We start from the raw sequence: 13,205 nt of genomic DNA on the forward strand, positions 1-13,205 counted from the left end.
GATGATCCGACCCCAGTAGGATCGTCCCTAGCCACAACCCGCTTGGTTTTCCACGCCCGCTTCGCCAAAAGGGCGCGCACCATGGCGGCCCGACCCTTTTCCCGCACGCTCGAGATCGGACTGGCGGCGGCGCTGCTCGCCGGTACCGGTGCACTCGTCGCGCAGATCGAAGGCGGGGATCGCGGCGCCGCGCCGATCGACAGCTCGGGCGACCTGGAGGTCAGCGGCATTACCGTGGACGTCAGCGCGAAGACCGCGGAGGCGGCGCGGCTGACCGGCTGGCGGCTGGCGCAGCGGCAGGGCTGGGCCAAGCTGTCGCAGCGGCTGCGGGGTTCGGCGAGCGGGCTGCCAGACGGCGCGCTCGACTCCATCGTCACAGGCATCGTGGTGGAGAACGAGCAGATCGGCCCGACCCGCTACATCGCGCGGCTGGGCGTGCTGTTCGATCGCGCGCGCGCCGGGCAGATCCTCGGTGTCAACACCGCCTTCACGCGCTCGCCGCCCATGCTCGTCATCCCCGTCCTATGGGCGGGCGGCAGCGGCCAGGTATTCGAACGCACGACGCCCTGGCAGCAGGCCTGGGCGCGCTTCCGCACCGGCGGCTCGACCGTCGACTATGTCCGGCCGGTCGGCACCGGAGTCGACCCGCTGCTGCTCAACGCCGGCCAGACGCTCCGGCGTGGCCGCGGCTGGTGGCGTGCGATCCTCGACCAATATGGCGCGAGCGACATCGTCGTGCCGGAGGCGCGGATTCTGCGCGACTACCCGGGTGGACCGATCACCGGCGTCTTCTCCGCCTATTACGGCCCCGACCGGCGGCTGCTGGGGCGGGCGTCGCTAAGGGTCGCCGACGGCAACGCACTGCCCGCGCTGCTCGACCGCGGGGTGGAGCGGCTGGATGCCATCTACCAGCAGGCGATGCGCGAGGGCGGGCTGGTGCCCGATGCGCTGCTCTCGCCGCCACCCGCGCCCGAGGCGACGCCCACGCCGACGCCGAGCGCCACCCCCACGGCAGGCGCGGTGACGGAGGCGGTCGGGCTCAGCAGCGTCGTCTCCGTCCAGTTCGACACCCCGGGCGAGCAGGCGGTGAACGCCGGTGAGGCCGCCGTGCGCGGCGTACCCGGCGTCCGCAGCGCGCTCACCGCCAGCCTGGCGCTCGGCGGCGTGTCGGTGATGCGGGTCGTCTACGACGGCGACATCGCGGGCCTGCGCGCGGCACTGGAGGCGCGGGGCTGGAGCGTACAGGAGGCTGCGGGTATGCTGCGCATCCGGCGCGCCGCGGCACCCCCGGCGGCGCTCGCCACGCCGAGCCCGACGGGCGGATGAGCCAACTCGACCTGCCGCTCCCCAAGCCGGTGAGCGCGCGACCCGAGGAGTTCCTGATCGGCCCGTCGAACGCCCGCGCTGTCCACCAGGTGGAGCATTGGGGCGGCTGGCCGGTCCGCACCGCGCTGCTTGTGGGCCCGCGCAAGTCGGGGCGCAGCCTGCTTGCCCGCCTGTTCGTGGCAAAGTCCGGCGGCACCATGATCGACGATGCCGACCGCCTTGGCGAGGCCGAGCTGTTCCATGCCTGGAACCGGGCGCAGGCGGAGCGTCGCCCGCAGCTGATGGTGGCAGAGGCGGTGCCGCCGACCTGGCCGGTGCGGCTACCCGACCTGCGCTCTCGGCTGGCGGCCAGCCCGACCCTCCGGCTGGAGGCACCCGACGATGCGCTGATGGGCGACCTGCTCGACTATCTCTGCGATCGCCGCGCGCTCGACCTTCGCCCGGATCTGCGCGCGTGGCTGCTCCGCCGGCTGGAGCGCACCCACCTGGCCGTGCTCCGCGCGGTCGATCGGCTGGAGGAGGAAGCGGACGCGCGCCGCACCCGGCGGCTGTCGGTGCCGCTCGCCCGCGCGGCGTTCCAGGCGGGCGGCTTCGTCGCGGAACCGTCACGAAGCCCGGGCACTTTACTCCTGTGACCCGCCCCAACGCTGCCTCGCTTCCCGCCGACGTGACCCCGCTGCACAAGAGCGGACGCTACTTCAATCGCGAACTCTCCTGGCTCGCCTTCAACCGGCGCGTGCTGGAGGAGGCGTGCAATGAGGCGCACCCGCTGCTGGAGCGGCTGCGCTTCCTGTCGATCTCGGGATCGAACCTGGACGAGTTCTTCATGGTGCGGGTGGCCGGCCTGGTCGGTCAGCAGCTGCAGGGCGTGGAGCAGCGCTCGGCCGACGGCATGACCCCCTCGCAGCAGCTCGCCGCCATCGTGGAGGCGTGCGATGCGCTGGTCGACAGCCAGCGCGCGGTGTGGGGCGACCTGGCGAAGGCGCTGGCGGCGGAGGGCGTCGCGTTGCGCGATGCGGGCGACGATCCGGCGGTCGACGCCTGGCTGGAGAGCTGGTTCGGCGAGCAGCTGTTCCCGGTGCTGACCCCGCAGGCGCTCGATCCCGCGCATCCGTTCCCGTTCATCCCGAACGGGGGGCTCAGCGTCATCTTCGACCTGGTGCGGACGTCGGACGGCGAACCGATCCGCGAGCTGGTGCTGCTGCCCCCGGCGCTGCCGCGCGTGGTCTGCCTGCCGGGCAAGGACGCGCAGTTCGTCACCATCGAATCGATCCTGAAGCGCTTCTCGCACCGGCTGTTCCCCGGCTACGAGGTGCGCGCGGCCGCCACCTTCCGCATCCTGCGCGACAGCGACATCGAGCTGGAGGAGGAGGCGGAGGACCTCGTCCTCTACTTCAGGACTGCCATCAAGCGGCGTCGCCGCGGCCGGGTCATCCGGCTCGAGATGGAGCGCGGGATCGGCGCCGAGCTGGAGCAGGTGCTGAAGGAGGAGCTGGGCGGTGCCCAGGCGATCCTGACGGAGACGGACGGGTTCCTCGGTTTGGGCGATCTCGGCGCTCTGGTCGATGTCGAGCGGCCCGACCTCAAGTTCCCGGCGTTCACGCCGCGATTCCCCGAGCGCATCCGCGAGTTCGGGGGCGACTGTTTCGCCGCGATCCGGGCCAAGGATATCGTCGTCCACCACCCGTACGAGAGCTTCGACGTGGTGCTCGCCTTCCTTAAGCAGGCGGCGAACGATCCCGACGTGGTCGCGGTCAAGCAGACGCTCTACCGCGCGGGCAAGCAGTCGGCCGTCATCAACGCGCTGATCGCCGCCGCCGAGGCAGGCAAGTCGGTGACCGCGGTAGTCGAGTTGAAGGCGCGGTTCGACGAGGAGCAGAACCTGCTCTGGGCGTCCGCGCTCGAACGTGCCGGGGTGCAGGTCGTCTACGGCTTCATCGATTGGAAGACCCACGCCAAGGTGTCGATGGTGGTCCGGCGCGAGGGCGGCAGCTACCGAACCTACTGCCACTTTGGCACCGGCAACTACCATCCGGTGACGGCACGCATCTACACCGACATCAGCTTCTTCACGGCCGACCCGCGGGTGGGGCATGATGCGGCCGCGATCTTCAACTACGTCACCGGCTATGTCGAGCCGCAGGAGTTGCGGCTGCTCGCGATCTCGCCCCGCGACCTGCGCGACCGGTTAGTGCAGCTGATCGACGAGGAGATCGGCAACGCGCTGTCCGGCAAGCCCGCGGCGATCTGGGCCAAGATGAACTCGCTGGTCGATCCGGCCGTGATCGAGAAGCTGTACGAGGCGTCGAACGCGGGCGTGGAGATCGACCTGGTGGTGCGCGGCATCTGCTGCCTGCGCCCGGGCGTCGCGGGCATGTCGGCGCGCATCCGCGTCAAGTCGGTGGTCGGGCGCTTCCTGGAGCACAGCCGCATCTGGGCGTTCGCGAGTGGTGAGACGCTGCCCAACGACGGGGCCCGACTGTTCATATCCTCCGCCGACTGGATGCCGCGCAACTTCGATCGGCGGGTCGAGTTCATGCTGCCGATCCTCAACGAGACGGTCCACGATCAGGTGCTCGACCAGGTAATGGTCGCGACGCTGCTCGACAACGAGCAGAGCTGGGAGCTGAAGCCGGACGGCAGCTATGTGCGGGTGACGCCGGGTGAGGGCGGCGGCTTCAATCTCCACCGCTACTTCATGACCAATCCGTCGCTCTCCGGGCGCGGGGCGGCGCTCGACGAGCAGGGCGCGGTGCCGACCCTGTCGCTCCGGACGCGCCGCAACTGACGTGACGCGCCCCGCCCGTCGCCCCCAGATCGCGCCTGATCAGCGCGCCGCGATCATCGACATCGGCTCCAACTCCATTCGGCTGGTGGTGTACGAGGGCGCGGCGCGCCTGCCCGCGACGCTGTTCAACGAGAAGGTCGCCGCCGGGCTCGGCCGGTCGCTGTCGCAGACCGGCGCGATCGAGCCCGACGCGATGAAGGTCGCGCAAGGCGCGCTCGCGCGCTTCGCCTGGCTGGCGCGCGAGATGGAGGTGGCGTCGCTGCGTACCGTCGCGACCGCCGCGGTTCGCGATGCGACCAACGGCGCGGAGCTGCTGCGCCACGCCACGAGCCTCGGCCTCGACGCCCAGATCCTGTCGGGCGAGGAGGAGGCGAGCGCGGCCGGCCACGGCGTCCTGTCGGCGTTCCCCGACGCCGACGGCATCGTCGGCGATCTGGGCGGGGGCAGCCTGGAGCTCGTCCGCGTGGTTGCGGGGACGATCACCGACCGCGCCTCCTTTCCGCTAGGCGTGCTCCGGCTGGCGGCGATCCGGGCCGGCGGTCGCGGCGCACTGGAGCGGCGGGTGCGCGATCTGCTCGGATCGGCCGGATGGAGCGGGCGCGGGCGCGGGCTGCCGCTCTACATGGTCGGCGGCTCGTGGCGCGCGCTGGTGCGGCTCGACATGCACCTGACCGCCTATCCGCTGCCGGTCATCCACGGCTACGGGCTGAGCGCGGCCGACGTCGATCGCATCGCGGACAGGCTGAAAGGCATGGATCGCCCGCAGCTGAAGGCGATCACCGACCTGTCGAGCAGCCGTATCCCGACCCTCGACGATGCCACCCGGCTGCTGGGGATCGTCATGGCGACGCTCGGCAGCGAGCAGGCGGTCGCCTCCACCTTCGGCCTGCGCGAGGGGCTGCTCTACGCCGAACTGTCGCCTGAGCAGCGCGCGCAGGATCCGCTGATCGTCGCAACGCGAGAGGAGGGGCGCCGGCTGGGGCGCTTCGCGGAGCACGGCGACCTGCTCGACGCCTGGATCGCGCCGCTGTTCGCGGGCGAGCAGCCGGCGCTCGCCCGGCTACGCCACGCCGCCTGCCTGCTGGCGGACGTCGGCTGGCACGCCAATCCGCAGTTCCGCGCGGAGTACGGGGTCGAGATCGCGCTCCACGGGCACTGGGTCGGGATCGACGCGGCTGGCCGCGCGATCGTCGCGCAGGCGCTGCACAGCGCGCTTGGCGGGAAGACGGACACGCCGGCGCTGCTCGCCGCGCTCGCGCCCGCCGACGCGCTCGCCGCGGCAACGCGCTGGGGTCTCGCCATGCGGCTGGGGCAGCGATTGTCGGGCGGGGTGCCAGCGCCGCTCGAGCGGACCCGGCTGGTGCGCGGCGCGACGCTGCGGCTGGTTGTACCCGAGGGTGAGCGCGCCCTGTACGGCGAAGCGGTGGAGAAGCGCCACCGCGCTGTCGCGGCGGCGCTCGGCCTTTCTGCCGAGTTCGCGCTTGATCAGCCGCAGTAGAGGCGCGTGACCCGGTCGCGCGAGTCGAGCGCGATGTTGAGCCGATCGTCGCGCAGGTCCTGCGTCACCATCGTGTTCGGGCGGATCACCCGCACGAAGCGCGACTCGGTCTTGTCCTTGAGCCTGCGCTCCAGCCGATAGCTGTAGGGCTGGCCGATCCACGCGCCGACGGTGTCGGTGCGGCACAGCCCCGGCAGCTTGACCGGCAGGGTGCAGCCCGGGAGAGCGAGGAGCAGCAGCGCAGGGGTCAGGCGGATCATCAGGCGTCCTCGGTCCGAGTCATCTTCAGCTTGCCGCCGCGCACGGTGAAGCCGAGGCGCCCCTCGACCAGGTCGAGCGCGTCGCGGCCGAACTGGTCGTAGCGCCAGCCCTGCAGGATGGCGAGGCCGTCGCGCTGCCCGGCGGCCAGCGCCTCCAGATCGTCGCTGCGCGCCAGCAGCTTGGGCGCGACGTTGATGTCGCGGGCGCGGATCTTGAGCAACAGCTTCAGCAGGTCGGCGACCAGCGCGCCGTCCTTGCCGAGCGCCGGACCGCGCTCGTCGCGCCCGGGCATCTCGCTTGCCGGCATCGGCGTCGCGGTCTCGATCGCCGTCATCAGCCGGCCGCCGATGTCGTTCCCGGCCCAGGAGGCGGACAGGCCGCGCACCTTCGCCAGGTCGGCCTGCTTGCGCGGCGGGTTGGCGGCCAGGTCGGCGATCGTCTCGTCCTTGGCGATGCGCCCGCGCGGCAGGTTCTTGGTGCTCGCCTCGATCTCGCGCCAGCGCGCGATCGCCTTCAGCCGCCCGAGCGCATCGGCCTTGCGACTGTTGATGCGGACCCGGCGCCATGCCTCGTCGGGATCGTTCCGATAGTTCTCCGGATCGGCGAGCCGCTCCATCTCCTCGTCCAACCAGCCGCCGCGCTCGGTTCGGCGCAGCCGTTCCAGCATCTTGGGGAAGATGCGCGACAGATGGGTGACGTCGGCGATGGCATAGGTGATCTGGCGGTCGTCGAGCGGTCGGCGGCTCCAGTCGGTGAAGCGTGCGCCCTTGTCGACGACGATGCCCAGGTACGCGTCGACCAGGTTGGAATAGCCGATTTGCTCGCCCTGACCGAGCGCCATCGCCGCGACCTGCGTGTCGAACAGCGGGTGCGGCGTCTTGCCCGTGAGGTTGTAGACGATCTCCAGGTCCTGCCCCCCGGCGTGGACGACCTTCAGCACGTCCTCATTGTCGACCAGCAGGTCGAGCAGCGGTTTGAGGTCGATGCCCGGCGCCATCGGGTCGACCGCGGCGGCCTCCTCCGTGTTCGCGATCTGGATCAGGCACAGCTCGGGCCAGTAGCTGTTCTCGCGCATGAACTCGGTGTCGACCGTCACGAATTCGGACGTGGAGAGGCGGGCGCAGAGCTCGGCAAGGGTGGCGCTGTCGGTGATGAGCGGGTGAACGTGCATAGGCCGCGCGCCCTACACCCCCCCGCCCGCCTTGACAAAGGCCGGATTGAAGGGGAGGGCGCGGCCATCTTTCACACGCCGCCCCGGCGAAGGCCGGGGCCCAGTTGCAGGACGTCCTCAGCTGGACCCCGGCCTCAGCCGGAGTGGATCGCCATTGAGATGATCTGATGCACCAGTACCGTTCCCACACCTGCGCCGCGATCCGATCGGAGCACGTCGGTGAGGCCGTTCGCCTGTCGGGCTGGGTGCATCGCAAGCGCGACCATGGCGGCGTGCTGTTCGTCGACCTGCGCGACCACTACGGCATCACCCAGGTCGTGGCGGACGCGGACTCGCCGGCACTCCCGATGCTGGAAGCGGCTCGCGTCGAATCGGTCATCACGATCGATGGCGAGGTGAAGGCGCGCTCGGCCGGCACCGTGAACCCGAACCTGCCGACCGGCGAGATCGAGGTGTTCGCGCGCGGCGTGACCGTGCAGTCGCCGGCACAGGAGCTGCCGATGCCGGTCGCGGGCGACGCCGAGTATCCGGAGGACATCCGCCTCCGCTACCGCTTCCTCGACCTGCGGCGCGAGAAGCTCCACGCCAACATCCTGCTGCGCTCCAACGTGATCAGTTCGATCCGCAAGCGCATGGTCGACCAGGGGTTCACGGAGTTCCAGACGCCGATCCTGACCGCATCGTCGCCGGAGGGCGCGCGCGACTATCTGGTCCCCAGCCGCGTCCACCCGGGCAAGTTCTACGCGCTGCCGCAGGCACCGCAGATGTTCAAGCAGCTGCTGATGGTCGCGGGCTTTGACCGCTACTTCCAGATCGCACCCTGCTTCCGTGACGAGGATGCGCGTGCCGATCGCTCACCGGGCGAGTTCTACCAGCTCGACTTCGAGATGAGCTTTGTCACGCAGGAGGACGTGTTCGCCGCGATCGAGCCGGTGCTCCACGGCGTGTTCGAGGAGTTCGCCGACTGGCAGGGCAAGGGGCGTCAGGTCTCCGCGCTGCCGTTCCGCCGCATCCCGTACCGCGAATCGATGCTGAAGTACGGCAACGACAAGCCCGACCTGCGCAACCCGATCGAGATCAGCGACGTGTCCGGCTTCTTCTCGGGCTCGGGCTTCGGCCGCTTCGCCCAGATCGTGGAAGCGGGCGACGTGGTGCGCGCCATCCCGGCACCGAACACCGCCGACAAGAGCCGCAAGTTCTTCGACGACATGAACGCCTGGGCGCAGGGGGAAGGGTTCGCGGGTCTCGGCTACGCGACCCGCAAGGGCGGCGAATGGGGCGGGCCGATCGCCAAGAACCACGGCGATATCGGCATGCGCGAGCTGGCCGAGGCGCTCGGACTCGGGCCCGATGACGGCGTGTTCTTTGCCGCCGGCAAGGAGGCGCAAGCCGCGAAGCTCGCCGGGCTCGCCCGCACCCGCGTCGGCGAGCAGCTGGGCCTCATCGACCCGAACCGCTTCGAGTTCTGCTGGATCGTCGATTTTCCGATGTTCGAATATGACGAGGACGCGAAGAAGGTCGATTTCAGCCACAATCCCTTCTCCATGCCGCAGGGCGAGATGGAGGCGCTGGAGACCAAGGACCCGCTCGACATTCTCGCCTATCAGTACGACATCGTCTGCAACGGCGTGGAGCTGTCGTCGGGCGCGATCCGGAATCATCGGCCGGAGATCATGTACAAGGCGTTCGAGATCGCAGGCTACTCGCAGGCCGACGTGGACGCGAACTTCGCCGGCATGATCAACGCGTTCAAGTACGGCGCGCCGCCGCACGGCGGCTCGGCGCCGGGTATCGACCGCATCGTCATGCTGCTCGCCGACGAGCCGAACATCCGCGAAGTCATTGTCTTCCCGATGACGCAGAAGGCGGAGGACCTGATGATGGGCGCACCCAACTTCGCGACGCCCAAGCAGCTGAAAGAGCTGAACCTGAAGGTGGTGGAGGCGGTCAAGCCGGCAGCGGTGTCGGCGACCACGGGGCTGGTGAAGGCGGACTAGGATCGCGCACCTGCCCCGATCTGAGCACAGGTCCTTCGATACGCCGCTTCGACATGCTCAGCGACTACTCAGGACGAACGGGGTGGAGAGCCAGGGGGAGTGGGCCGTTCGCCCAAACCGTTCGTGCCGAGTAGAGAGCGAGTAGCTGCTGCAAGCACCGCAAAGGGGGGCGCGTATCAAGGCACCCGCTGGGCGGAACGGTCCTTCGATACGCCGCTTTGACCATGCTCGGCGGCTACTCAGGACGAAGGGACTCGTTTTTACGCCGTTCGTGCTGAGTAGCGACTGAGTAGCTGCGGTACGCAGCGTAGCGAAGGCGTGTATCGAAGTACTCGGCCTGCGGATCTCGTGTCGCATACGAGTCAGGCCGACGGCAACTCCGGCTCCAGCAAGCGGTGCAGGTGCACCAGCACATAGCGCATCTCGGCATCGTCCACCGTGCGCTGCGCGGCGGCGCGCCACGCCTTCTCGGCGGAGGCGTAGTCCGGAAAGATGCCGACGATATCGATCGCCTTCAGGTCGGAAAAATCGAGCGTCTGCGGGTCGGTCACGCGACCGCCGAAGACGAGGTGGAGCTTGCTCATGAGGGCCTCCGGGGGATTTCGCAGGTGCAATAACCCGCACATCCCCCGGGTCAAGGCGGCTTCAGGCGGCGCTCGGTGCGTCCGCGGCCGCGCCCTTCGCCGTCTTGGCGGCGTCAAGCGCGCTGGAGAAGACCTTGCGCGCGCTCTCCTTCGCCGCATCGCGGCTCAGCACGCCGGCGCTCAGCTGCTCCTTGCCGGTCTCCTTGGCGGCAGTGAGGGCGGCGACCGCGCCCTCGGCCAGCCGCTTGCCGACGGGCTTCAGCACGCGCTTCTCGCGTTCGCTGCGCGGGATCACCGCACCCGCGATCAGCCCGACGGCAAGGCCGCCGACCAGTACGCCGAGCGGGTTCGCCTCCAGCCCTTGCACCGTGCTGCGCGCGCTCTCCAACGCGGCGCCGCCACGCTCCTTCAGCTTGTCGCGCTTGCCCTGCTTGGGCGTCTTCGACTGATCGCTCTTGTCGGGCATGTCCGTGGTTCCTTGCAGTTGCGGGCGTGAGGCCCGTCGTTGATCCTCTAACGGTCCGGGCTGGCGGGGGTTTCCGCCGCGGGTTCGCGCCGCCCGAACCAGCGCAGTAGCGGTCGCCGGACCAGCAGCAGCCCGGCCAGTCCCAGCGCTGCGGCGGCGACGCCGGGCCGTGACTTGACGGCGTCGACGCCATCGGTCGCGATCGCCTCCGCCCTGGTCCGCACGCCCATCACCGCGTCCTCGGCGATCGTCTTGGGGTTGAGCCGCTGGCGCGCATGCTCGATCGATCGGTCGAGCCGAAGCTTGGCAGCATCGCGGCGGGCGCGGGCGGCGAGCAGGGCGGGGTCGGTCACGCGCCGCTTCCGAATGCAACGGCGAACCGGTCGGCGGCGAGCTTGCCGAGCACGCCCGCGATCACGAGCGTCGCGACCACCACGATGCCCGTGGCGGCGAGCGGTCCGACCAAAGTAGCGAGTGACAGGATCAGCCCGACCAGCAGCGCAATCAGCGCGGCCAGTGCGAGCACGGCGGCGACGACCCCGAAGATCGCACCCGCCTTGGCCGGGCCAAGCCGTGCGTTCGCCTCGGCCTTGACCACCGCGATCTGCGCGGCGGCATAGGCCTTGGCGTCCTCCGCCACCTGCGCCACCGTCGCGCCGATCCCATCGGGGTCGTGCGGGTCCGGCGTGTCGGTCAAGACGCGCGTGTCGCTCAACGCCTCAGGCCTCGCGGTTGGCGTCGACACCCGAGCGAAGCAGCCGCGCGACCACGAAGCCGAGAGCGGCGGCGGTGCCGACGGCAATTCCCGGCGACTTGCGGATCAGCTCGCGCGCACCGTCGAGCAGCTCCTCGACGTCCTTGTTATTGAGCGAGTCGGCAAGGCCGGTGACCTGGCTGGAGGCGGCGCGAGCATAGTCGCCGAACTGCGCGCCGACCTTCTCGTCGATAGTGCCGGCGGCATCCTCGATCGCCTTGGCGAGCTCGCCCAGCGCACCGGTCGCGCGCGACTTGCCGTCGTCGGCAAAGGCGCGGAGGCGGTCGGTCGCCTGGCCGCCGAGCTTGCTCGCCTCATCCTTGACCAGCTGGCGGGTCGTTGCGGGCTTGGCCGCGTCCGCGCTCTCGGTCGTGCCTGCGCCGGTCGCGCCGGCGTCCGCCACCAGCGCATCGCCCGGCTCGAACGTTGCGGCAACGCCCGCGTCCGGCGTGAAATCGACGTCGGCCGGCGTGGTGCCGCCGCTGTTGGGATCAGTCGCCATGGTCAAAGCCCTTTCCTTGCGTCTGCCGCGGACAACAAGGCGTGACCGCGCCGGTTCCATCGCCGTTGCCCCTATTCGCCCGAGCGGGTAGGGGCGCGGGCGAGCTGCTTCACCAAGGTTAGGAGGGTCGTTACGTGACCGCAATCATCGACATTCACGGCCGCACGATCCTCGACAGCCGCGGCAATCCGACGGTGGAAGTCGACGTGATGCTGGAGGACGGCAGCTTCGGCCGCGCGGCCGTGCCCTCCGGCGCGTCGACCGGCGCGCACGAGGCAGTCGAGCTGCGCGACGGCGACAAGGCGCGCTGGCTCGGCAAGGGTGTCGAGAAGGCGGTCGATGCGGTCAACGGGGAGCTCGCGGAAGCGGTGCTCGGACTCGAGGCGGAGGATCAGGCCGACCTCGACGCCGCGATGATCGAGGCGGACGGCACGCCCAACAAGGGCCGGCTCGGCGCCAACGCGATCCTGGGCGTCAGTCTCGCGGTTGCCAAGGCGGCGGCGGACGCGCGCGGGCTGCCGCTCTACCGCTACGTCGGCGGGGTCGCCGCGCACCTGCTGCCGGTGCCGATGATGAACATCATCAATGGCGGCGAGCACGCCGACAACCCCATCGACTTCCAGGAATTCATGGTGGTGCCGGTCGGTGCCGAGAACATCGTGGAGGCGGTCCGCTGCGGCTCCGAGATCTTCCATACGCTGAAGAAGAAGCTGCACGACAAGGGGCTGGCGACCGGCGTGGGTGACGAGGGCGGCTTCGCGCCCAACATCGCCTCCACGGCCGAGGCGTTAGACTTCATCATGGGCTCGATCGAGGCGGCGGGCTACACGCCGGGTGACGACGTCATGCTCGCGCTCGATTGCGCCGCGACCGAGTTCTTCCGCGACGGCGCCTACCACATTTCGGGTGAGGGCAAGGTCCTCGCGCCCGCGGAGATGGCCGGGTATCTCGCCGATCTCACCCGCCGCTACCCGATCTTCTCTATCGAGGACGGGATGAGCGAGGACGATTTCGAGGGGTGGAAGGCGCTGACCGACCTGGTTGGCCGCGACGTCCAGCTGGTCGGCGACGACCTGTTCGTGACCAATCCGGCGCGCTTGTCCGATGGCATCGGCCGCGGGCTTGCCAACTCGCTGCTGGTCAAGGTCAACCAGATCGGCACGCTGACGGAGACGCTGGAGGCGGTGAGCCTTGCCCAGCGCTCGTCCTACACGGCGGTCATGTCGCACCGTTCGGGCGAGACGGAGGACGCGACCATCGCCGACTTGGCGGTCGCGACCAACTGTGGCCAGATCAAGACGGGCAGCCTCGCGCGGTCCGACCGGCTCGCCAAATACAACCAGCTGATCCGGATCGAGGAGGAGCTCGGCGACGCCGCGCGCTACGCCGGCCGATCGATCCTGCGCGCACGCGGAAACGCTTGAACTTGCACGCGGATTGATTCAGAATCTCGCTCATGCCCGCCGCCGCCGTCCGCGTCCGCCCGCGCCACAGGGCGCGTACCCTGCTCCGCAAGGCGGGATTGCCGGCGGCGGCGCTGATCCTGATGGGGTTCTTCGGCTACTACGCGGTGCTGGGGCCGAACGGCGTCCTGTCCTACCGTGACTACACCCGCCAGCTGGAGAAGCGGCAGGCGGAATATGCTGCGCTCGACAAGAAGCGCGCGGAGCTAAAGAACCGGGTCGCGCTGCTCGATCCGAACGACACCGATCCCGACATCGTGGATGAGCTCGCCCGCAAGAAGCTTAATGTCGCGCATCCGGACGAGGTGATCGTTCCGCTGCGGTAAGCGGTTGTTGCGTGACCGTTGCTGAGGGGCGTCACACCGTCCCTGACCGTTGCAGGACCCGCCGAAACG

The 13,205-nt window shown here is 69.8% G+C and carries 14 protein-coding genes; 7 read left to right on the forward strand and 7 right to left on the reverse strand.

From position 1 onward, the window contains the following. Positions 1–81 precede the first annotated feature (81 nt). From CRO12_RS13175 to CRO12_RS13190, 4 genes are read left to right on the forward strand one after another with little or no spacing between them, the layout of a single operon-like run. On the forward strand, positions 82–1,326 hold the full coding sequence (locus CRO12_RS13175; RefSeq protein WP_097064539.1) for a hypothetical protein: 1,245 nt from the start codon (positions 82–84) through the stop codon (positions 1,324–1,326). After that, positions 1,323–1,961 carry a P-loop NTPase family protein gene (locus CRO12_RS13180; RefSeq protein WP_097064540.1) on the forward strand — a complete coding sequence of 213 codons (639 nt, stop codon included), beginning with the start codon at positions 1,323–1,325 and terminating at the stop codon, positions 1,959–1,961. The genes CRO12_RS13175 and CRO12_RS13180 overlap by 4 nt, the downstream gene beginning before the upstream one ends. After that, on the forward strand, positions 1,958–4,114 hold the full coding sequence (locus CRO12_RS13185; protein WP_097064541.1) for an RNA degradosome polyphosphate kinase: 2,157 nt from the start codon (positions 1,958–1,960) through the stop codon (positions 4,112–4,114). The genes CRO12_RS13180 and CRO12_RS13185 overlap by 4 nt, the downstream gene beginning before the upstream one ends. A gap of 1 nt (position 4,115) precedes the next feature. Then, positions 4,116–5,612 carry a Ppx/GppA family phosphatase gene (locus CRO12_RS13190; RefSeq protein WP_179641031.1) on the forward strand — a complete coding sequence of 499 codons (1,497 nt, stop codon included), beginning with the start codon at positions 4,116–4,118 and terminating at the stop codon, positions 5,610–5,612. Here CRO12_RS13190 and CRO12_RS13195 read toward each other — a convergent pair. Together CRO12_RS13195 and rnd are read right to left on the reverse strand one after the other, a co-directional pair. Next, positions 5,600–5,872 carry an I78 family peptidase inhibitor gene (locus CRO12_RS13195; protein WP_097064542.1) on the reverse strand — a complete coding sequence of 91 codons (273 nt, stop codon included), beginning with the start codon at positions 5,870–5,872 and terminating at the stop codon, positions 5,600–5,602. The two genes, CRO12_RS13190 and CRO12_RS13195, sit on opposite strands and share 13 nt — an antisense overlap. Then, positions 5,872–7,044 (reverse strand): ribonuclease D, encoded by a 1,173-nt coding sequence (gene rnd, locus CRO12_RS13200; RefSeq protein ID WP_097064543.1) that lies wholly within the window; start codon positions 7,042–7,044, stop codon positions 5,872–5,874. The genes CRO12_RS13195 and rnd overlap by 1 nt, the downstream gene beginning before the upstream one ends. Positions 7,045–7,211: 167 nt before the next feature. Here rnd and aspS point away from each other — a divergent pair, with 167 nt between their 5' ends. After that, complete coding sequence (aspS, locus tag CRO12_RS13205; RefSeq protein WP_097064544.1) at positions 7,212–9,041, forward strand: aspartate--tRNA ligase; 1,830 nt, start codon at positions 7,212–7,214, stop codon at positions 9,039–9,041. Between the two features lie 362 nt (positions 9,042–9,403). Here aspS and CRO12_RS13210 read toward each other — a convergent pair whose 3' ends face one another. From CRO12_RS13210 to CRO12_RS13230, 5 genes are all read right to left on the reverse strand, one after another. Further along, positions 9,404–9,625 (reverse strand): DUF4170 domain-containing protein, encoded by a 222-nt coding sequence (locus CRO12_RS13210; RefSeq protein WP_097064545.1) that lies wholly within the window; start codon positions 9,623–9,625, stop codon positions 9,404–9,406. Between the two features lie 61 nt (positions 9,626–9,686). Next, positions 9,687–10,091, reverse strand: a complete 405-nt coding sequence (locus CRO12_RS13215) for a hypothetical protein (RefSeq protein WP_097064546.1) — start codon at positions 10,089–10,091, stop codon at positions 9,687–9,689. A gap of 47 nt (positions 10,092–10,138) precedes the next feature. Further along, the gene (locus CRO12_RS13220; RefSeq protein WP_097064547.1) at positions 10,139–10,444 is read right to left on the reverse strand and encodes a hypothetical protein; all 306 of its coding nucleotides are present in this window, start codon (positions 10,442–10,444) and stop codon (positions 10,139–10,141) included. After that, positions 10,441–10,788, reverse strand: a complete 348-nt coding sequence (locus CRO12_RS13225) for a phage holin family protein (RefSeq protein WP_179641032.1) — start codon at positions 10,786–10,788, stop codon at positions 10,441–10,443. Before CRO12_RS13225 ends, CRO12_RS13220 begins: the two co-directional genes overlap by 4 nt. A gap of 22 nt (positions 10,789–10,810) precedes the next feature. Beyond that, positions 10,811–11,347 (reverse strand): hypothetical protein, encoded by a 537-nt coding sequence (locus CRO12_RS13230; protein WP_097064549.1) that lies wholly within the window; start codon positions 11,345–11,347, stop codon positions 10,811–10,813. Positions 11,348–11,481: 134 nt separating this feature from the next. Here CRO12_RS13230 and eno point away from each other — a divergent pair, with 134 nt between their 5' ends. Then, entirely contained in the window at positions 11,482–12,771 is a 1,290-nt protein-coding gene (gene eno / locus CRO12_RS13235) for a phosphopyruvate hydratase (protein WP_097064550.1), read from the forward strand. A gap of 32 nt (positions 12,772–12,803) precedes the next feature. Beyond that, complete coding sequence (locus CRO12_RS13240; protein WP_245858507.1) at positions 12,804–13,136, forward strand: FtsB family cell division protein; 333 nt, start codon at positions 12,804–12,806, stop codon at positions 13,134–13,136. The last annotated feature ends 69 nt before the right edge of the window (positions 13,137–13,205 follow it).

It is taken from the genome of Sphingomonas guangdongensis (assembly GCF_900199185.1).
GTDB classification, from domain to species: Bacteria; Pseudomonadota; Alphaproteobacteria; order Sphingomonadales; family Sphingomonadaceae; genus Sphingomonas; species Sphingomonas guangdongensis.

Bases quoted from the DNA above. Each gene is read 5' to 3' on its own strand.
- CRO12_RS13210 (WP_097064545.1), bottom strand. From the start codon at position 9,625: ATGAGCAAGCTCCACCTCGTCTTCGGCGGTCGCGTGACCGACCCGCAG.
- aspS (WP_097064544.1), top strand. From the start codon at position 7,212: ATGCACCAGTACCGTTCCCACACCTGCGCCGCGATCCGATCGGAGCAC.
- CRO12_RS13215 (WP_097064546.1), bottom strand. From the start codon at position 10,091: ATGCCCGACAAGAGCGATCAGTCGAAGACGCCCAAGCAGGGCAAGCGC.
- CRO12_RS13180 (WP_097064540.1), top strand. From the start codon at position 1,323: ATGAGCCAACTCGACCTGCCGCTCCCCAAGCCGGTGAGCGCGCGACCC.
- CRO12_RS13240 (WP_245858507.1), top strand. From the start codon at position 12,804: ATGCCCGCCGCCGCCGTCCGCGTCCGCCCGCGCCACAGGGCGCGTACC.
- rnd (WP_097064543.1), bottom strand. From the start codon at position 7,044: ATGCACGTTCACCCGCTCATCACCGACAGCGCCACCCTTGCCGAGCTC.
- CRO12_RS13195 (WP_097064542.1), bottom strand. From the start codon at position 5,872: ATGATCCGCCTGACCCCTGCGCTGCTGCTCCTCGCTCTCCCGGGCTGC.
- CRO12_RS13230 (WP_097064549.1), bottom strand. From the start codon at position 11,347: ATGGCGACTGATCCCAACAGCGGCGGCACCACGCCGGCCGACGTCGAT.
- CRO12_RS13175 (WP_097064539.1), top strand. From the start codon at position 82: ATGGCGGCCCGACCCTTTTCCCGCACGCTCGAGATCGGACTGGCGGCG.